This window comes from Arthrobacter sp. R4 (assembly GCF_051365025.1).
Taxonomy (GTDB): domain Bacteria; phylum Actinomycetota; class Actinomycetes; order Actinomycetales; family Micrococcaceae; genus Arthrobacter.
On sequence record NZ_JBLWIJ010000022.1, the window covers coordinates 1 to 18,496 of the forward strand.

Here is an 18,496-nt window from a genome sequence, read left to right on the forward strand (position 1 = left end):
AAACAAGACTGCTTGCGTCCACTATGTGGTTCCCAAACAACAAACCCGTTGCTTGAGAACACAACTGAATAACAACACCACAGTTCCCTAACAGGAACAGTTGTAACCAGACTTCCCACCCCCCGGCACACGCCGGGCAGGGCCGGGTAACAGGGTTACGGCGGTCATAGCGTGGGGGAAACGCCCGGTCCCATTCCGAACCCGGAAGCTAAGACCCACAGCGCCGATGGTACTGCACCCGGGAGGGTGTGGGAGAGTAGGTCACCGCCGGACAACCATTAAGGTCGAGAACCCCCCAACACACACGTGTCGGGGGGTTCTCCCATTTAAACCACACCCCACCACCACCCCCCACCACACAGCGACAACATCCGAACCAATCCCGCAACAACTGCGAGAGCCTCCTGGGTGTGAAGATTCCCACGACTGCCTGCCAGCGGAGCTTTCTGTCATGGATGGTTTGGCGACTCGCCTAGAATTGATTGAGATGTACGGACTTCGAAGCGCTTGATTTCGGGTTGCGTAGGAAAACGAAACACGGATAAGAGCGGCTGCGATTGCGCCAGGCCGGCTCGCAACAGGAGGACTCCACATGGCTGAGCACAATGGCGGCAACCGCGGCGGCAAGGACCGCGGTCCCTTCCGCGGACCGAACAACTCAGGCGGAGATCCCCGCGGATTCCGGTCCCGGGAAAACCGGGAAGGTGGCGAAGGCCCCCGACGCACGCCTGGCTCCGGAGAGCGTAAGCCTTATGGTGACCGGGAGAACAAGCCTTATGGTGATCGTCCGCGCCGCGAAGGCGAGGGTGAGCGCCGTAGCTTCGGCGCCGGCGAGCGTAAGCCCTTCGGCGATCGGCCCAGCCGTGAGGGCGATGGCGAACGCCGCGGTTTTGGTGGGGGAGACCGTAAGCCGCCGTTCAGTGGTGGGGTGCGTAAGCCCTTCGGTGACCGGGACCGCAAGCCGTATGGTGACCGGGAGAACAAGCCTTATGGTGACCGTCCGCGCCGTGAAGGTGATGGCGAACGCCGCAGTTTTGGTGGGGGAGACCGTAAGCCGCCGTTCAGTGGTGGGGAGCGTAAGCCCTTCGGTGACCGTGACCGCAAGCCGTATGGTGACCGCGAAAACAAGCCTTTTGGTGACCGTCCGCGTCGTGAAGGTGATGGCGAACGCCGCAGTTTTGGTGGGGGAGACCGTAAGCCGCCGTTCAGTGGTGGGGAGCGTAAGCCCTTCGGTGACCGTGACCGCAAGCCGTATGGTGACCGCGAAAACAAGCCCTATGGTGACCGTCCGCGCCGTGACGGAGACGGCGAACGCCGCAGCTTTGGCGACCGCGACAACCGCAAGCCTTTCGGCGACCGCCAGGACCGGGCACCCCGTAGCTTCGACCGCGGCGACTCCGGCCCGCGGCAGTTCGGCCGGGACCGTGCAGAGGACCGCCCCGTGCGCGTTCCCAATGCCCGCGACCTGCGCAGCGCCAACCGCCCGGACCGTGAGCGGTCGCCTGAAATCGACGAGGATGTCACGGGCAAAGAGCTGGACCGCGCCACCCAGCACCAGATCAAGACCCTCGAACCGAAAAGCGCCGAGTGGGTGGCCCGTCACCTGGTGATGGCCGGACGCCTCATTGACGACGAACCGGAACTTGCCTTCCAGCACGCCCTGGCGGCCAGCCGCCGTGGCGGCCGCCTCGCTGCAGTCCGTGAAGCTGTGGGTCTGACCGCTTACGCCGCGGGCCACTATGGGGAGGCCCTGCGCGAATTCCGCACCTATCGCCGGATCAGCGGCTCCAACGTCCACCTTCCCGTGATGGCTGACTGCGAACGCGGCCTGGGCCGCCCGGACCGAGCCCTCGATGTGGTCCGTTCCGAGGAAGCAAAGGACCTCGACGCTCCGGGCAAGGCCGAGCTCGCCATCGTGGCTGCAGGAGCCCGGACGGACCTCGGCCAGCTCGATGCCGCCGTTGCAGAACTGGAAATTCCCCAGCTGGACATCAACCGGGCCTTCTCCTACAGCCCGCGCCTTTTCCGTGCTTACGCCGACGCTTTGTCTGCCGTGGGCCGCGCGGAGGAGGCAGCCAAGTGGCAGAAACAGGCTGTCGTGGCAGAAAATGCCCTGGGCCTGGGCGTCGACGAGGAGCCGGACATCGTGGACCTCGGCTGGGACGAGGAGGAAGAAGCCCGCGAGGAGGCCGAGCGCCGCCGCCTGATCGAGCGCGCAGCCCGTGGTCCGGAAACGGACACCCCTCGCGTGGCCGCAGCAGCGGAAGCCACTGAAGGCAGCACCGAATCGGCGAGCCATGCCGTGGACACTTCCGTTGACGACGCCGAATCGGACTACTTTGAGTCTGAGGATGCCGAGTCAAATGAGGACTCCATCGAGCAGGACGAACTCATCTCAACCCCCGACGAAACCGGCGAGGAAACGGACGAGGCAGCCGACGACGTAGCCGACATCGAGCCGGAGGGACCGGAAGGGCACGGCGGGGATGACATCGAGGCAGTGCGCGCCGAACGCCGGGAAGACTGATCCGAAGATGACGGCCGTTCCCCTCATTTCACTGTTTGACGCCCTTCTCGCCGATCTTGATGGCGTGGTCTACGCCGGTCCGCACGCCATCCCTGGTGCCGTGGATTCGCTCCAGCAACTCGAAGGCTTGGGCATTGGCCTCGGGTATGTCACCAACAATGCCTCCCGCACGCCGGCGCAGGTAGCCGCGCATCTCCGTGAGCTCGGTGCTCCCGCGGATGATCAGCAAGTGGTCAGTTCCTCGCAGGCTGCTGCCGAACTGCTGGCGTCGCTGTTGGCGCCGGGGGCCAGGGTCCTCATCACGGGCAGCCCGGCGCTTGCGCAGGAGATCGAACTTGTTGGCCTGACTCCGGTCAGCAGCCAGGACGATGACCCGGTGGCTGTGGTTCAGGGGTTCAACCCCGGGATCGGCTGGAAGGACCTGGCTGAAGCCTCCTATGTGGTCTCTGCCGGAGCCCTGTGGGTGGCCACGAACACGGACATGTCGATTCCGCAGGCACGCGGTATTGCGCCGGGGAACGGCACCTTGGTGGCAGCCGTCGCGGCTGCCACTGGCCAGACACCGCGCGTCGCGGGCAAGCCGGAGGCCCCGCTGTTCCACGCTGCTGCCAAAAGGCTTTCCGCTGACCGTCCGCTGGTAGTGGGCGACCGCCTTGACACGGACATCCTCGGCGGCAACAACGCCGGTTTCGCCACGGTAGCCGTGCTGACCGGCGTCGACACCAGGGAAACCATCCTGGCAGCACGCACCGCAGAACGCCCGGACTATGTCATCAACTCCCTCACGGACCTCCACTCGCCGTACCCGGCCGTGGACCACGCTGACGGAACGTACCGCTGTGGAACCTCAACCGCGCGGGTCAGCGGTGGCACCGTCCACGTCCGCGGGAGCGAGGACGACCTCGACTCCTGGCGCGCCGCCTGCCAAGCCTGGTGGGCCGCGGTCCCCGAAGCGGCAAGCCCCACTGCGCCCAAACTCGAGTGGCTCAGTCATTAGACTGGTCAAATGACTGAGCTGAACGAAACGCACAACCCGGTTGCAGCCCAGCCCACCCCCGCGTGGCCGGAGACAGCAGGCACCGAAACAGGCGATCCGTCCGTTGCTGCCGTCCTGGCGGCCCTGGAAGGTGTACCCGCGATGCCGGTGGCAGATCATGAGGCCGTCTACAGCGAACTCCACGACGCGCTGCTCGAAACGCTGAACGAAGAGCCTCCGGCCGGGAACGGGGCCTGAGCATGGCCAGACTCGACCAGGCACTGGTTGCGCGCGGCCTGGCACGGTCACGTACGCACGCTGCCTCCCTGATTTCCGAAGGCAAGGTCACTTCCGCGGGCCAGGTGCTGTCAAAGGCCTCACTCCAGGTGGAGGACAGCAAGGACCTCGCCGTTGAGCACACTGAGCAGGACAGCTACGTCAGCCGGGCCGGCCATAAACTGGCTGGCGCGCTGGACGCCTTCCCGGCCATAACCGTCGAGGGGAAGAGGTGCCTGGACGCCGGTGCGTCCACCGGCGGCTTCACCGATGTGCTGTTGAGGCGTGGCGCCGCGCACGTGGTGGCTGTCGACGTCGGACACGGCCAGCTGGTACCGCAGCTCCGGAGCGATCCCCGGGTAGAGGTGCATGAGGGGCTCAACGTCAGGTATATGGCGGCTGAGGACATCGGTGGGACAGTGGCCTTGACGGTCGCTGACCTGTCGTTCATTTCGCTGACCCTGGTGGTCCTGCCGCTGGCCCTGAGCACGGAGCCTGGCGGCGATCTGGTGCTGATGGTAAAACCACAGTTCGAAATCGGTAAGGACCGCCTGGGCCGCACCGGCGTGGTCAATTCCGAGCGCGAACGCCGGATGGCGGTCGAAAAAGTCGCCAATGCGGCGCTCGACGCCGGCGTGGACCTGTGCGGCCTGGCGGCGAGTCCCTTGCCGGGCCAGGACGGAAACGTTGAATACTTCCTGTGGATAAAGCGCAGGATGACCCAAGACTTGCCTAAGATCGAAGAGCGCGACGCAGCCATAGCTGGGTTGCTTGGACGTCTTTGGCCGAACCACTAGAAAGCGGAACCTGATGAGCAGGCGCGTATTGGTCCTTGCCCACACTGGCCGCGAGGAGTCATTGAAGGCCGCCTGGGAAGCCTGCGCCCAGCTGCATGCCTCGGGCATTATCCCCGTGATGCAGGAGTCCGAACTGGGCGACATGGAGCGCTTCTTCGGGCACCTCACCCAGCCGGTGGAGGTCCTGCATGACCACGTGCAGCTCCCGGACGTTGAACTGGTGATGGTGCTGGGCGGCGACGGGACCATCCTGCGCGCGGCCGAGCTGGTGCGGGAAGTGGATGTGCCCCTGTTGGGCGTCAACCTCGGCCACGTGGGTTTCCTTGCCGAGAGCGAGCGGGCCGACCTCGCCCAGACAGTGGAATGGATCGCCCGCCGGGACTACACGGTGGAAGAGCGCATGACCATCGACGTCCAGGTGTGGGTCCGGGGCCAGAAGATCTGGCATACCTGGGCCCTGAACGAGGCTGCCATAGAAAAAGGCAACAGGGAACGGATGCTCGAGGTGGTCACCGAGGTTGACGAGCGCCCCCTGACGTCCTTCGGCTGCGACGGCGTGGTGCTGGCCACCCCTACCGGGTCCACCGCCTACGCCTTCTCAGCCGGCGGGCCCGTAGTTTGGCCGGAGGTCGAGGCCCTCCTGATTGTCCCCATCAGCGCCCACGCCCTTTTCGCCAAGCCCCTGGTGGTGTCACCGCGGTCGCGGCTGGCAGTGGAGGTCCTCAACCGGACGGATGCCATGGGAGTGCTGTGGTGTGACGGCCGGCGCTCGGTGGACCTGCCGCCGGGAGCCCGGGTGGAAGTGACCAAATCTGCTACGCCCGTCCGTCTGGCCAGGACGCACCAGACGCCGTTCTCCGCCAGGCTGGTCCGGAAGTTCGAGCTCCCCATCCACGGCTGGCGGGGCCCGGTTCCGCAGGCGGAGGCCATTCACACGGGCCCGATTCCGATTGTCCGGACGCCCAGGCCGATGGCCCCGCTGCAGGTCACGCACGCAGACCACCCTGAAGATGAAACCGATCCGTCAACAGCAAAGTGAACCATGCTTGAAGAACTGAGAATCCGCGATCTCGGCGTCATCACTGACGCTACGCTGCCGCTGGGCCCCGGGCTGAGCGTGGTGACCGGCGAGACAGGCGCCGGTAAGACGATGGTGGTCACCGCCGTCGGCCTCCTTTTGGGTGCCAGGTCCGACGCCGGCGCGGTCCGCAGCGGGGCCAAGAGTGCCTCCGCGGAGGCAGTTCTCAAGCTCGACGCCGGACACGCGGCAGTGGTGCGGGCGCTTGAGGCCGGTGCCGAGGTGGAAGAGTTCGACGGCGGCGCTGAGCTGATCCTTGCCCGTCGCCTCGGTGCGGACGGACGCAGCCGGGCCTACCTCGGCGGACGGGCCGCCCCCGTGGGCGTCCTTGCGGAGATCGGCGAAAGCCTGGTGGTGGTCCATGGCCAGTCTGACCAGATCAGGCTGAAGGGGGCACTCGCGCAACGCGGTGCCCTGGACAAGTTCGCCGGCGACGCCTTGGCGGATCCGCTGGGCAAGTATCAGGCCCTCTACAGCCACTGGAAGGCCAGCCAGGCCGAACTGGACACGCTGCGCGGCGCCGCACGGGACCGGCTGCGGGAAGCGGAATCGCTGGAGATTGCCCTGGCCGAGATCGACGACGTCGACCCGCAGCCGGGGGAGGACGAGTCACTCAAGGCCGAGGCCGTGAAACTGGCCAATGTGGAAGAACTCAGGATTGCGGCGAACACCGCCCACCAGGCACTTATCGCGGAGGACTACGGCGACGAGGGTGACGCCACCACCTTGGTGGATGCCGCCAAGCGGACCTTGGAGCATGTGGCCGAGCATGACGCGGAACTCGGCGCGGCGGCCGCACGCCTGGCCGAGGTCGGTTTCCTGCTGAACGATATCGCCACGGAACTGGCAAGCTACCAGGCCGGCCTGGACTCAGAGGGGCCCGAACGGCTCGCGGAGATCGAGGACCGCCGGGCTGCGTTGGCCAAGCTGGTGCGCAAGTACGCCCCCAGCATCGACGAGGTCCTGGTGTGGGCTGAGAACGCACGTGTCCGGTTCGACGAACTGCAGGATGACTCAACCCGGATCGAGGCGCTGGACGCGGAGGTTGCCCGGACCGAGGCTGAGTTGAAGAAGCAAGCAGCGGCCATCACCAAAATCCGCGGCAAGGCCGCAAAGGACCTCTCGGCACGCGTCAGCGCCGAACTGAAGGCCCTTGCCATGGCCGACGCAACGCTGGTGATCACCATCGAGCCGGCAGCACACCTGCAGCCCCACGGTTCCGACGAGATCTCGTTCCTGCTCCAGCCCCATTCCGGTGCGCCTGCCCGTCCGCTGGGCAAAGGCGCCTCAGGCGGCGAACTCTCCCGCGTGATGCTGGCCATCGAGGTAGTGCTCGCCGCCGTGGATCCGGTGCCCACTTTTGTGTTCGACGAAGTGGACGCCGGCGTCGGCGGACGTGCCGCCGTCGAAATCGGCCGTCGGCTGGCCATGCTGGCGCAGCACGTGCAGGTCCTGGTGGTCACGCACCTGCCGCAGGTTGCCGCCTTCGCGGACCAGCACATTACGGTCACCAAGACATCGGTCCGGGGGTCCGACGGCGGCACGGCCACCGGGTTCACTTCCAGTGATGTGCGGCTGCTCGACGGCCCTGAAAGGGTCAAGGAGCTCGCACGGATGCTGGCAGGCCAGGAGGATTCCGAGTCCGCACAGGCCCACGCGCAGGAGCTGCTCGACGACGCGAAGCTGCTGCCCCAGCGGGCCTAGCTGCTTCGGGGCACGGCAGTCAGCCGGCGGATGGTGCGGGCCATCATGGCGTGCACCACCAAGGGATGCAGCAGGCGCACCGGCGCGAAGTACAGCCGTCCCCGCCAGCCTTTCAGGCGCACTGCCGTGGTGACCCGCAACAGCTTGGCGCCGGCGTCGTAGGCCACCCCGCAGCGGAAGTCCAGGTGGGTATCATCGGCGCTGATCAGCGCTTCTTCGCCGCAGACCTGCGCGACGGCAAACACGCCGGCTGGAGCCCTGCTGATTCCCACCAGGCCAACCACCGCCTGCCGCAAACCCATTAAGGCCGTGACCCAGCCCGGCATGGACCGCAGCGAGAACAGCTCTTCGGCCCAGAGGCGCGGTTCCGCGGGACCGCCGTCGGGATTGCCGTCCGGAACTGGGAGGACAATCACATCGGCGTAGTCAGGCTGGGGAATGGACTGCAGAGCCAGCGACCGGAAGACCGGGAAATTCCCCGCGTCCACGCCGCCAGCAGGGTCCGATGACTTGGTTTCAGGGTCCGGATACATGGTCACCCCTTGATCGTAAGGCCGTTCGCACTGCAGACTGGAGCATTTGGGGAACAGTTCCGGATCCGTGGAAGGTTCATTTGATGATAGGCTCGAATTCCGTGGTGCAGCGATCAAATTCCCGTGTAAATTCCCGGTTCCCGGGCTCGTCCAAGACGACCAAACACATCTTCGTAACCGGTGGTGTGGCGTCCTCGCTCGGTAAGGGGCTGACGGCTTCGAGCCTCGGCCACCTCCTGCGGGCACGCGGCCTGTCTGTAACTATGCAGAAGCTCGATCCGTACCTGAACGTTGATCCGGGCACGATGAACCCCTTCCAGCACGGCGAAGTCTTTGTGACCGACGACGGCGCCGAAACGGACCTCGACATCGGACACTACGAGCGCTTCCTGGACGAAAACCTGGAAGGTTCGGCGAACGTAACCACCGGGCAGATTTACTCCACGGTGATCGCGAAGGAACGCCGCGGCGAATACCTCGGCGACACCGTCCAGGTCATCCCGCACATCACCGACGAGATCAAACGCCGGATGCGCCTGCCCGCCGAGGGCAAGAACGCTCCGGACGTCATCATCACCGAGATCGGCGGAACCGTCGGCGACATCGAGTCCCAGCCGTTCCTCGAGTCGGCCCGCCAGGTCCGCCAGGACGTCGGCCGGGGCAACGTCTTTTTCCTGCACGTCTCCCTGGTTCCGTACATCGGCCCGTCCCAGGAGCTGAAAACCAAGCCGACGCAGCACTCCGTGGCCGCGCTGCGTTCCATCGGCATTCAGCCGGAAGCCATCGTGATCCGCTCGGACCGCGAAGTACCCGATGCCATGCGTGAGAAAATCGGCCGCATGTGCGACGTCGACATCGACGCCGTGGTGAACGCTGCCGACGCACCCAGCATCTACGACATCCCCAAGACGCTGCACTCCCAGGGCCTGGACTCCTACATCGTGCGTGCCCTGGACCTGCCGTTCAAGGACGTTGACTGGACCAGCTGGGACAAGCTGCTCGAGGCCGTCCACAACCCCAAGCACGAGGTTGAAATCGCGCTTGTGGGCAAGTACATCGACCTCCCGGATGCCTACCTGTCCGTCACGGAGGCCTTGCGCGCCGGCGGTTTCGCCAACGACACCAAAGTCAAGATCCGCTGGGTTCCGTCGGACGAATGCGAAACCCATGAGGGCGCGGTTGCTGCCTTGGATGGTGTGGACGCCATCTGTGTTCCGGGCGGCTTCGGCATCCGCGGCCTCGAAGGAAAGCTCGGGGCACTCAAGTTCGCCCGCGAAACGAAGCTGCCGGTGCTTGGCCTCTGCCTTGGCCTGCAGTGCATGGTGATCGAATACGCCCGGAACGTAGTTGGCTTGGAAGGCGCATCCTCGTCCGAGTTCGAGCCGGACTCCAAGTACCCGGTCATTGCCACGATGGAAGAGCAGCTGGACATCGTCGAAGGCAAGGGCGACCTCGGCGGCACCATGCGCCTGGGCCTTTACGAGGCAAAGCTCGACGCCGGCTCCGTCATCGCCGAAACCTACGGCAAGACCACAGTCAGCGAACGGCACCGCCACCGCTACGAGGTCAACAACAAGTACCGTGGCCAGATCGCCGAGAAGGGCCTGGTGTTCTCCGGAACATCACCGGACGGCAAGCTCGTGGAATACGTCGAGCTCCCGCGTGAGGTGCACCCGTACTACGTGGCAACGCAGGCCCACCCTGAGCTCAGCTCCCGGCCCACCCGGCCGCACCCGCTGTTCGCCGGGCTGGTCAAGGCTGCCCTGGACCACCAGGCCGGCAGCGAGTTCCTGGATGCAGGCCTGCCCGCAGAAGCTGCCCCGGAAGCCCCGGAGGCAGTAGCTGCCAAAAACGGTGCGCCGGCGGCCAAGCAGGCACGCACGGTAGCTGCTAAGTAAAACCGAATACGTAAAGGACGGCGCGATGCCCGGTACACCTGGAACCCCCCAAGCTGCACGGAAGGTTTCGGACGAACCGAGCCCGCGCCGTCTTTTGTCTACCGAGAAGGTCTACGAAGGCCGGATCTGGGATGTGGTCAGCGACAGCTTCCAGCTGAGCGACTCCGGCGACGCCCTCACCCGCGACTACATTGACCATCCAGGCGCGGTGGCGGTATTGCCCATGAACGAAGCGGGCGAGATCCTGCTCCTGAAGCAGTACCGTCACCCCGTGGGCATGGATCTTTGGGAGATTCCGGCCGGTTTGCTGGACGTCGAAGGCGAAGAATTCGTCGTGGGCGCCGCCCGCGAGCTCGCGGAAGAGGCGGACCTGGCCGCCGGCACCTGGAATGTCCTGGCGGATTTCTTCAATTCGCCGGGGTCCTCCAGCGAGGCAATCAGGATCTACCTTGCCCGCGACCTCACGGGTGTACCGCACCACGAGCGCCACGAGCGGATGGATGAGGAAGCGGAGATTGAATTCCACTGGATAGCCCTCGACGACGCCGTGGCAGCAGTCCTGGAAGGGAAACTGCACAACCCGTCCGCCGTCGTCGGAATCCTGGCTGCGGCCGCGGCGCGCGGTGACGGCTTTGCCCGGCTCCGCCCCGCCGATGCACCCTGGCCTGCCCACCCCAGCCAGCGTTGATGACGGCGAGTACCTCGGCGGAAGCACCGCCACCGCCGGCCGCGGAACAGCCACGGCAGCAAGTCCGGCCCCGAACGGCCATCGACCACGCCATAGCCGAGTACCTGCAGCATATGCGGGTTGAACGGGGCCTCGCGCTCAACACCCTGGCGGCCTACCGCCGCGACCTGACTCGCTACGCCGGCTACCTCGCCGGCGCGCGCTGCGAACTGCCCGGCCAGATCACGCGGCACCACGTCACCGGATTCGTCCAGGCACTGTCGGACGGTTCCGACGGCGGCACGGCCCTGGGCGTGAGGTCGGCGGCCCGAACGGTGGTTGCAGTCCGCGGCCTGCACAAATTCTGGGCCCTCGAAGGGCTCACGACGACGGATCCCGCCAGCGACGTCCACCCACCGATGCCGGGCAAGAGGCTGCCCAAAGCCATCAGCGTGGACGAGGTCACCCGGATCCTTGAGGCTTCGGGGGCCGATACGCCCACGGGACTGAGGGACCGCGCCTTGCTCGAATTCCTCTATTCCACCGGGGCAAGGATCAGCGAAGCCGTCGGCCTGGACGTAGACGACATCTCGCTGGACGACGCGGAGGCCGGCCCCGCGATCGTACGGCTGTTCGGCAAGGGGTCCAAGGAGCGGCTGGTACCGCTGGGCTCCTACGGTGCCCGGGCACTGGATGCCTACCTTGTGCGTGGCCGGCCGCTCCTGGCGGGCAAGGGCAAGGGGACGCCGGCGCTGTTCCTCAACGCCCGTGGCGGACGCATCAGCCGCCAAAGCGCCTGGACCATCCTCAAGGCCGCAGCCGAAAAAGCCAACATCACCAGGGACGTCTCACCGCACACTCTGCGGCATTCCTTCGCCACCCACCTTCTGGAAGGCGGCGCGGACGTCCGGGTGGTCCAGGAACTGCTGGGGCATGCCTCCGTGACAACCACGCAGGTGTACACCCTGGTCACAGCGGATACCCTGCGTGAAATCTACGCCGCGGCACATCCGCGGGCCCTGGGTTAGGACATGAAGCCGGCGGCCGTCGCACTCTGCTTCCTGCTGCGGGACACCCCCCACGGCGCTGAAGTCATGCTGGGCGTCAAAAAGACCGGCTTTGGCTCCGGGAAGGTGGTGGGTCCCGGCGGGCATGTGGAAGCCGGGGAGACCGACGCCATAGCAGCCTGCCGCGAGATCCACGAGGAAGCGGGGATTACCGTCCGGCCTGAAGACCTGCAGGACGCCGGCGTTGTGCAGTTTGTTTTTCCCGCCCGGCCCGAATGGAACATGTCCGCGCGGATGTTCACAGCCCGCCGCTGGGAGGGCGAGCCCCGCGAAAGCGACGAGATCGCCCCGGCGTGGTTCAGTACACGGGCACTGCCTGTGGAGCGGATGTGGCAGGACGCCGACCATTGGCTGCCTGTGGTGCTGGAAGGGCGCAAGGTGAACGTCGTTGTGACCCTGGCTACGGACAACGAAACAGTGGCCTCGTCAGAAAGCCTGTTGCCCTAACCGCTGTAACCATTCCTGCCAAGCCGGAAACTATAGGGTTAGCCTGCAAGCCAGGAAACTACATCACCAGGGGGGATCGTGCTTTCACAGCGCGAGCTGGCGTTCATCGCCTTATACAAGGACAGCTATCCAAGGATCCACAAATACGTCCTTCGGAGAGTCGACGATCCTGAGCTGGCCCAGGAACTCGCAGCGGATGTCTTCCGTATCGCCTGGGAGAAATGGGACGGCGCCGCCAGCACGGAAATCCCTTGGCTCTTTGCCGTCGCCCGGAACCTTATCGGCAATGCCTACCGGGGCCGTGACCGGCAGAAAGCACTGACGGAGAAGATCACCGCCACTGCAGGCGGTGACCCGGGGGACCAGGGCGAGCACACGGCTGTGGAGAATGCCCTGGCCGTCCTTCGGGACAAGGACCGGGACATTCTCCAGCTGGCGTACTGGGACGACCTGACAATCGCCGAAATTGCCCAGGTCCTTGACTGTTCACAATCCGCCGCCAAGGTGCGGCTGCACCGGGCGAGGGAAGCCTTCCGGAGGCTCATGCCGGCCACTTGCGAATCGCTCGAACAGAAAGTCGGTGCGTAGCCATGGATCCGATCAAAAACCTGGTTTCCGGGGCAGACCCCATCCGTCACTACCCCGCAGTTCCCGACGGCGAGGAGGCCCTGCGAGGGATGTTCGCCCGCGCAGAGGGGTTCACGGACCGCGTCTCGCCGGACATCCCCACGCTCGCTGAACGGAGGCAACGGCGTGCCAGGATCGCCGGGCTCCTGGCAATCGCCGCGGCAGCAGTAACGGCAGGCGTCCTGGTCACCGTGAACCTCGGCCCGCTCACGGCCGCCCCGGCGCCGGCGACCACCGTCACCCCCACCGCGAATCCCACGCCAGCCACGCCGAAACCAACACCGACTCCCACTGGATCGGCATCCTCAACAGGAGCGGCCGTAGTACCACCGCCTGCCCGGCCGGCGTGGACTTCCTACACCGATTCAACCGGCCAGGCCACGTTCGACATCCGTCCGGACTGGGCGGTGGTGGAGTCCCCGCACATGATTGCAGGCATGCCGTTCAACACTCTCGAGGTCCGGAACGCAGACAACCAGACCATCAGCCGGCTTGACCTGGTCTATGACCGGACAGCAGGTCCCTGCGGCGCCGCTGCGTCGTTCACCGCGCTCGATTCCGAGCCTGTGCAGATTCCGCAGCAGCCCAAAGACCTCCAGCAGCGTGGCCAGCCACGGTTCTCCTTCACCATCGTTGAGGGGGCGAAAATATACGGCTCCATGGCACTGTCCGGATCCCTGGAAACTGTCCGGACTCCGTGCAGCTACAGCAACGGCATTGGGGGCCCGGAGGGAGTGCCCCCGGTCTATTTCGGAGATACCGAGAGGCTTACTCCGGATGGCGACAGGGCCCTGGAGTTCACTTCCGTAGCAGAAGCCAACGCCTACATGCAGTCCCAGGATTACGCGGATAAAAAGCGCATGCTGACATCCCTCTCCCTCAAAGCCTCCGACGTCGTTACGTCGCAGCGCTTTACCAGCGAGGCCGCAGGGGCATCGTTCGCCCTGCCCACCGGCTGGGCGGCCAAGGACGTGCCCGCCGGGACACCGGATTACCCCGCCTCTGCGATCGAAGTCTCAGACGAGGCCGGCAAGACCGTGGCCACGTTCTACCACGGTGCAGGGGGAGGCCTCGGGGGTGCCTGTGGTCCTGAAAAGTACATAGCCACCGAGCTGGACTCCGCCCAGTACATGCCTTTGTGGGATGCCGGCGGCAACGTCCGCTTCTCCTACCGGGTCCTTGACCAGACGTCCGTTGGCGCCGGCTTCAGCTACCAGGTGGGGCTCGTGGATGAGGCCAGCGGCCAGCTGAAGGATAGCTGCCTGATGTACTCCGTGGTCAACGGTGCTCCCCGAGGCACCCTGTCCTTCGCGGACAGGGCGGCCAAAGCAGCCGGCGAACCGGTGTTCCAGACGCTGGTCGAGGCTAAGGCCTACATGGGCACCGCGGAGTACCGGAAGCTCAAGGAGATGATCCTGAGCCTCACGCTGTCCCAGTAGGGTTCCGCTCACCGATTCAGCAGAGTACGACGGCGGCGCGGTCACCCTCGAAGGTGACCGCGCCGCCGTCGTACTCGCCTGGTTGCACTTACGGCAGGTGCCGTTCCTCGACTCCGTTGTATTCGCTCAACGGACGGATCAGCGAGTTCGAGTCCAGCTGTTCCATGATGTGCGCGGTCCAGCCGGTGATGCGGCTGGCGACGAACAGGGGAGTGAAGGTGGCCGTGTCAAAACCCATGAGGTGATAGGTGGGGCCGGTGGGGTAGTCGAGGTTGGGTTTGATGCCTTTGGCCTCGTCCATCGCGGTTTCCAGCCCGTTGTAGAGGCCCAGGAGTTCAGGGCGGCCGTAGTGGGCGATCATTTTGTCCAGGGCGGCTTTCATGGTGGGTACCCGGGAGTCGCCGTGCTTGTAGACGCGGTGGCCGAAGCCCATGACTTTCTTCTTCTGGGCCAGGGCGTCCTCCATCCAGGTCTTTGCCCGGGCGGCGGCATCCTCCAGGGATTCCTCGGGCCGGATGCCGATCTCGTCGAAGGTGTGCATCACGGCCTCGTTAGCGCCGCCGTGGAGCGCGCCCTTGAGCGCGCCGATGGCGCCGGTGACGGCTGAATGCAGGTCCGAGAGGGTGGACGTGATGACCCGTGCGGTGAAGGTGGAAGCGTTGAAGGAGTGCTCGGCGTACAGGATCATGGAGACGTTGAAGGCGTCGACGACCTCGGGGACCTGCTCTTCCCCGAAGGTCATCCAGAGGAAGTTGGCGGAGTAGTCCAGGTCATCGCGGGGCTCGACGGGTTCCTGGCCGTGGCGGCGGCGTTGGTCGTAGGCGACCACCGCGGGCATCGCGGCGAACAGGTCGATGGCCTTGTCCATGTTGGCCTGGCGCGAGGAATCCTCGGCCAGTTCGTGGCGGGCGCCCATGACCGATGCGGCCGTCCGGCAGACGTCCATCGGGTGGGAGTTGGTGGGCAGTGCGTCGATAACCTGCTTGACCACAGGATCAAGGGGCCGTCCGGCCCGTTCCCGGGCGGTGAAGGCGGCTAGCTCCTCCGGGGTGGGCAACTCGCCGTTCCAGAGGAGATAGGCAACCTCCTCGAAACTGCAGCGGGCGGCGAGTTCCTGGACCGGATAGCCCCGGTACAGCAGTGAGTTGGTGTCGGGGTTGACCTTGGACACCGCGGTGTAGTCCACCACGACGCCGGCGAGGCCCTTTTTGATCTCATTTTCAGCCATGCTGAAACTCCTTCGTTCCTTGTGCCAGTGTGCCGGCCGAAGCCGGAAGCCTTGGATGGTTGCGGGTCAGCGGGTACCTGGAATCTTGAAATTGAAGACTCCGGTGTCAAACCGGTTGTAGGCCTCGTAATCCACGAGGTCGTACAGCCGCGCACGGGTCAGCATGCTCTCTACCTGGGCCTCCTGGGTGCCGTCGGACCTGATCGATTCCAGCGTACGCTCCGCGGCGCCCATGGCACTACGGAGGAGGGTCACGGGATAGATGACCATGTTGACGCCGACGCCCTGGAGCTGGTCCACGGTGAAGAGGTCGCTTTTGCCGAACTCGGTCATGTTGGCCAGGATGGGCACGTCCACGGCGTCGCGGATGGCCTGGAACTCGGTGAGGTCTTTCATGGCTTCGGGGAAGATGGCGTCCGCTCCGGCGTCCACGAGTGCTTTGGCACGGTCCTGGGCTGCCTGGAGCCCGTCCACTGCGCGGATGTCGGTGCGGGCCATGATCAGGAAGTTCGGGTCCCTGCGGGCGTCGGCGGCGGCGCGGATGCGTTTGGTGGCGGTGTCCAGGTCCACCACGTTTTTCCCGTCGAGGTGGCCGCAGCGTTTGGGGTTGAACTGGTCCTCGATGTGCAGTCCGGCGAGGCCGGCGTTTTCGATTTCCTGGACGGTGCGGGCCACGTTCATGGGCTCACCGAACCCTGTGTCCGCGTCGACGATGGCTGGCAGGTCGGTCATCCGGGCGATCTGCCCGGCCCGGGTGGCCACTTCGGTGAGCGTGGTCAGGCCGATATCGGGCAGGCCGAGGTCATTGGCGAGGACCGCGCCGGAAATGTAGACCCCGGCGAAGCCCTTCTCCTCGATCAGCCGGGCCGAGAGCGGGTTGAACGCGCCGGGGAACTGCTGAACCGTGCCGGAGGCGAGGAGTTCGCGGAACCGGATGCGCTTCTGCTCGGGGGTGACGGTGGAGTACAGCATCTAGAACAGTCCTTTAGGCGCGGCGTCGAAGTCGATTACGCCGGGGGCGGCGGTGATGTTCAGCTGGTCCAGTTCCCCGGGGGTGAGTTCGGGGAGGCGTTCGACGGCGGCGAGGAACCTCTCGATCTCCGCCTCCTCCACGAGTCCGGCGGCAAGGGTGCGGAACTTGTTGATGTACTGTGCCCGGGCGAATGGCCGGGCGCCCAACGGATGGGCGTCGGCCACGGCGATCTCGTCCCGGATGACGGTGCCGTCGGTGAGCGTGATCTCCACGGACCCGCCGAAGGCCTTCTCGTTGATGTCCAGGGAGTGGTAGCGGCGGGTCCATTCGGGGTCTTCCTCGGTGGTGACCTTGTGCCAGAGCTCCACGGTGTCCGGCCGGGCGGCACGCTCGGGGGAGTAGGAGTCCACGTGGTGCCAGGACCCATCCTGCAGCGCGACGGTGAAGATGTACGGGATGGAGTGGTCCAGCGTTTCCCGTGATGCGGTGGGGGAGTATTTCTGCGGGTCGTTCGCGCCGGAGCCGATCACGTAGTGCGTGTGGTGGCTGGTCCTGATCAGCACGGATGCCACGTTCGCCGGGTCGGTGGCTTCGGGGTGCTCGCGGTTCAGCTTGCGGGCGAGGTCGATCCACGCCTGGGCCTGGTACTCGGCGGAATGTTCCTTGGTGTAGGTGTCCAGGATCGCGCGCTTGGCCTCCCCGGGTGTGGGGAGCGGCACCATGTACGAGGCGTCCGGACCGTCCAGCATCCACGCGATCACACCGTCTTCACCCTCATAAATGGGCACGGGGGAAGTCTGCCCGCGCATGGACCGGTCCACCGCTTCGACCGCCATCTTTCCCGCAAAGGCCGGGGCGTGGGCCTTCCACGTGGAAATCTCACCCTTGCGGGACTGCCGGGTCGCGGTGGTGGTGTGCAGGGCCTGGCCCACCGACTGGAAAATGGTCTCGACGTCGAGCCCCAGCAGGGTGCCGATGCCAGCGGCCGCGGACGGGCCGAGGTGGGCCACGTGGTCGATCTTGTGCTTGTGCAGGCAGATGGCCTTGACCAGGTTCACCTGGATCTCATACCCGGTGGCGATGGCCCGGACCAGGTCCGCCCCGCTGGAACCCACATGCTGGGCAACAGCCAGGATCGGCGGAATATTGTCGCCCGGGTGGGAGTAATCGGCGGCCAGGAACGTGTCATGGTAATCGAGTTCGCGGACGGCGACGCCGTTGGCCCATGCAGCCCACTCGGGGGACACGCGCTCGCCGATGCCGAAAACCTTCGCGCCCTTCCCGCCGGTGCTTGGGCCGTGCGTCAGGGCCTGGGCACGGGCCGCCACAATCGGGCCACGGTTCAACGAGGCGACGGCAACCGAAGCGTTGTCGATCACGCGGTTGATGATCATCTCAGTGACGTCATCAGTGACGCCGACAGGGTCCGCGGCAACTACGGCAATCTTGTGGGCCAACTGGTCCTCGCGGGCCAGGTTTTCCTCGCTCTTGTAGACGCGGACGTGGTTTTCCTTAACCATGAGGGCTCCTTTTACTGGGGTGTGTGGGTGGCTTTGATATGCGAAAGGCTGCGGTGCAGGTGGACTGTGGTGGCGGCGTGGGCCAGGCGCGGATTGCGATCGGCGATGGCCTCGGCGATGGCGGCGTGCTCGGTAGCCGCGGCAGCGAGACGGACGGCGTCGTCGGCGGCGAGCCTTCGCACGCGGACGAGGTGGACCCGAAGGCCCCGCATGGCCTGGGCAAGGTAGGTGTTTGAGACAGCGGAGTCGATAGCCGCGTCCAGGCGGGCCACCAGTGCGTAGTAGTCGTTGCGGGCGGGATCGTCACCGCTGATCAGGGCCGGCGCGTCCAGCAGTGCCCGGTGGAGCTGCGCAAAAACGTCCGGATTGCCGCGTTCGGCTGCCAGTTCCGCAGCCCTGCCTTCGAGGGTTTCGCGGAGCTCGAACAACTCATCGATGTCCTCCAGCGAGATACCGGTAACCACGACGCCGCGGCCTCCTGCCGCCGTCGTCAGCCCTTCGGCGGTGAGCCGGCCCAGCGCCTCCCGAAGGGGCGTGCGGGAGACGCCCAGGCGCTCGGACTGCTCCACTTCGGCGAGCAGGGTGCCCGGGAGTAGCCGCCACTGAACGATGTCATCGCGGAGTGCCGCATAGGCGCGGTCACTGGCGCGCATGCTCTGACCCTTCACTGGTTGCATGGCACCAGTGTATACATAGACGCCTCTATAAACGGGGAAACGTGCAAAATCTGTCGGTAAAT

At 65.6% G+C, this 18,496-nt stretch carries 17 protein-coding genes and 1 rRNA gene; 13 read left to right on the top strand and 5 right to left on the bottom strand.

Annotation, left to right across the window (positions count from 1 at the left end; genetic code table 11):
• The first annotated feature begins 156 nt into the window (after window positions 1–156).
• The 7 genes from rrf to recN all read left to right on the top strand — a co-directional run bounded on the left by rrf (window position 157) and on the right by recN (window position 7,358).
• A 5S ribosomal RNA gene (gene rrf / locus ACLKOZ_RS14055) occupies window positions 157–273 on the top strand.
• 319 nt (window positions 274–592) lie between these two features.
• Window positions 593–2,527, top strand: a complete 1,935-nt coding sequence (locus tag ACLKOZ_RS14060; protein ID WP_436475849.1) for a hypothetical protein — start codon at window positions 593–595, stop codon at window positions 2,525–2,527.
• Window positions 2,528–2,534: 7 nt separating this feature from the next.
• Window positions 2,535–3,524 carry an HAD-IIA family hydrolase gene (locus ACLKOZ_RS14065; RefSeq protein ID WP_436475851.1) on the top strand — a complete coding sequence of 330 codons (990 nt, stop codon included), beginning with the start codon at window positions 2,535–2,537 and terminating at the stop codon, window positions 3,522–3,524.
• Between the two features lie 9 nt (window positions 3,525–3,533).
• Entirely contained in the window at window positions 3,534–3,761 is a 228-nt protein-coding gene (locus ACLKOZ_RS14070) for a hypothetical protein (protein ID WP_337351514.1), read from the top strand.
• Window positions 3,762–3,763: 2 nt separating this feature from the next.
• The gene (locus ACLKOZ_RS14075; RefSeq protein ID WP_436475853.1) at window positions 3,764–4,576 is read left to right on the top strand and encodes a TlyA family RNA methyltransferase; all 813 of its coding nucleotides are present in this window, start codon (window positions 3,764–3,766) and stop codon (window positions 4,574–4,576) included.
• Window positions 4,577–4,589: 13 nt separating this feature from the next.
• On the top strand, window positions 4,590–5,615 hold the full coding sequence (locus tag ACLKOZ_RS14080; protein ID WP_337347703.1) for an NAD kinase: 1,026 nt from the start codon (window positions 4,590–4,592) through the stop codon (window positions 5,613–5,615).
• Window positions 5,616–5,618: 3 nt separating this feature from the next.
• Window positions 5,619–7,358, top strand: a complete 1,740-nt coding sequence (recN, locus tag ACLKOZ_RS14085) for a DNA repair protein RecN (RefSeq protein ID WP_436475855.1) — start codon at window positions 5,619–5,621, stop codon at window positions 7,356–7,358.
• Here recN and ACLKOZ_RS14090 read toward each other — a convergent pair.
• The gene (locus ACLKOZ_RS14090) at window positions 7,355–7,891 is read right to left on the bottom strand and encodes a DUF2867 domain-containing protein (protein ID WP_436476104.1); all 537 of its coding nucleotides are present in this window, start codon (window positions 7,889–7,891) and stop codon (window positions 7,355–7,357) included. The genes recN and ACLKOZ_RS14090 overlap by 4 nt on opposite strands.
• An 83-nt stretch (window positions 7,892–7,974) precedes the next feature.
• On the opposite strand from ACLKOZ_RS14090, the gene ACLKOZ_RS14095 reads away from it, so the two are divergent.
• The 6 genes from ACLKOZ_RS14095 to ACLKOZ_RS14120 all read left to right on the top strand — a co-directional run bounded on the left by ACLKOZ_RS14095 (window position 7,975) and on the right by ACLKOZ_RS14120 (window position 14,036).
• A complete protein-coding gene (locus tag ACLKOZ_RS14095) occupies window positions 7,975–9,789 on the top strand; it encodes a CTP synthase (protein ID WP_436475856.1) in 1,815 nt (604 codons plus the stop codon).
• Window positions 9,790–9,814: 25 nt separating this feature from the next.
• Window positions 9,815–10,477, top strand: a complete 663-nt coding sequence (locus ACLKOZ_RS14100; RefSeq protein WP_436475858.1) for an NUDIX domain-containing protein — start codon at window positions 9,815–9,817, stop codon at window positions 10,475–10,477.
• Window positions 10,477–11,484 carry a site-specific tyrosine recombinase XerD gene (gene xerD, locus ACLKOZ_RS14105; RefSeq protein ID WP_436475860.1) on the top strand — a complete coding sequence of 336 codons (1,008 nt, stop codon included), beginning with the start codon at window positions 10,477–10,479 and terminating at the stop codon, window positions 11,482–11,484. Before ACLKOZ_RS14100 ends, xerD begins: the two co-directional genes overlap by 1 nt.
• Window positions 11,485–11,487: 3 nt before the next feature.
• Window positions 11,488–11,970, top strand: coding sequence for an 8-oxo-dGTP diphosphatase (locus tag ACLKOZ_RS14110; protein ID WP_436475862.1), 483 nt, complete (start codon window positions 11,488–11,490; stop codon window positions 11,968–11,970).
• Between the two features lie 78 nt (window positions 11,971–12,048).
• Window positions 12,049–12,558: an RNA polymerase sigma factor gene (locus tag ACLKOZ_RS14115; RefSeq protein ID WP_436475864.1), complete on the top strand. Its 510-nt coding sequence runs from the start codon at window positions 12,049–12,051 to the stop codon at window positions 12,556–12,558.
• Window positions 12,559–12,560: 2 nt separating this feature from the next.
• The gene (locus tag ACLKOZ_RS14120; RefSeq protein ID WP_436475866.1) at window positions 12,561–14,036 is read left to right on the top strand and encodes a hypothetical protein; all 1,476 of its coding nucleotides are present in this window, start codon (window positions 12,561–12,563) and stop codon (window positions 14,034–14,036) included.
• Between the two features lie 88 nt (window positions 14,037–14,124).
• Here ACLKOZ_RS14120 and ACLKOZ_RS14125 read toward each other — a convergent pair whose 3' ends face one another.
• The 4 genes from ACLKOZ_RS14125 to ACLKOZ_RS14140 all read right to left on the bottom strand — a co-directional run bounded on the left by ACLKOZ_RS14125 (window position 14,125) and on the right by ACLKOZ_RS14140 (window position 18,410).
• A complete protein-coding gene (locus ACLKOZ_RS14125; protein ID WP_337347711.1) occupies window positions 14,125–15,264 on the bottom strand; it encodes a bifunctional 2-methylcitrate synthase/citrate synthase in 1,140 nt (379 codons plus the stop codon).
• A 66-nt stretch (window positions 15,265–15,330) separates the two neighbouring features.
• Window positions 15,331–16,236: a methylisocitrate lyase gene (gene prpB, locus ACLKOZ_RS14130; protein WP_436475868.1), complete on the bottom strand. Its 906-nt coding sequence runs from the start codon at window positions 16,234–16,236 to the stop codon at window positions 15,331–15,333.
• Window positions 16,237–17,757, bottom strand: a complete 1,521-nt coding sequence (locus tag ACLKOZ_RS14135; RefSeq protein ID WP_436475870.1) for an MmgE/PrpD family protein — start codon at window positions 17,755–17,757, stop codon at window positions 16,237–16,239. It lies immediately after the preceding gene.
• 11 nt (window positions 17,758–17,768) lie between these two features.
• Window positions 17,769–18,410 carry a GntR family transcriptional regulator gene (locus ACLKOZ_RS14140; RefSeq protein ID WP_436475872.1) on the bottom strand — a complete coding sequence of 214 codons (642 nt, stop codon included), beginning with the start codon at window positions 18,408–18,410 and terminating at the stop codon, window positions 17,769–17,771.
• Between the last annotated feature and the right edge of the window lie 86 nt (window positions 18,411–18,496).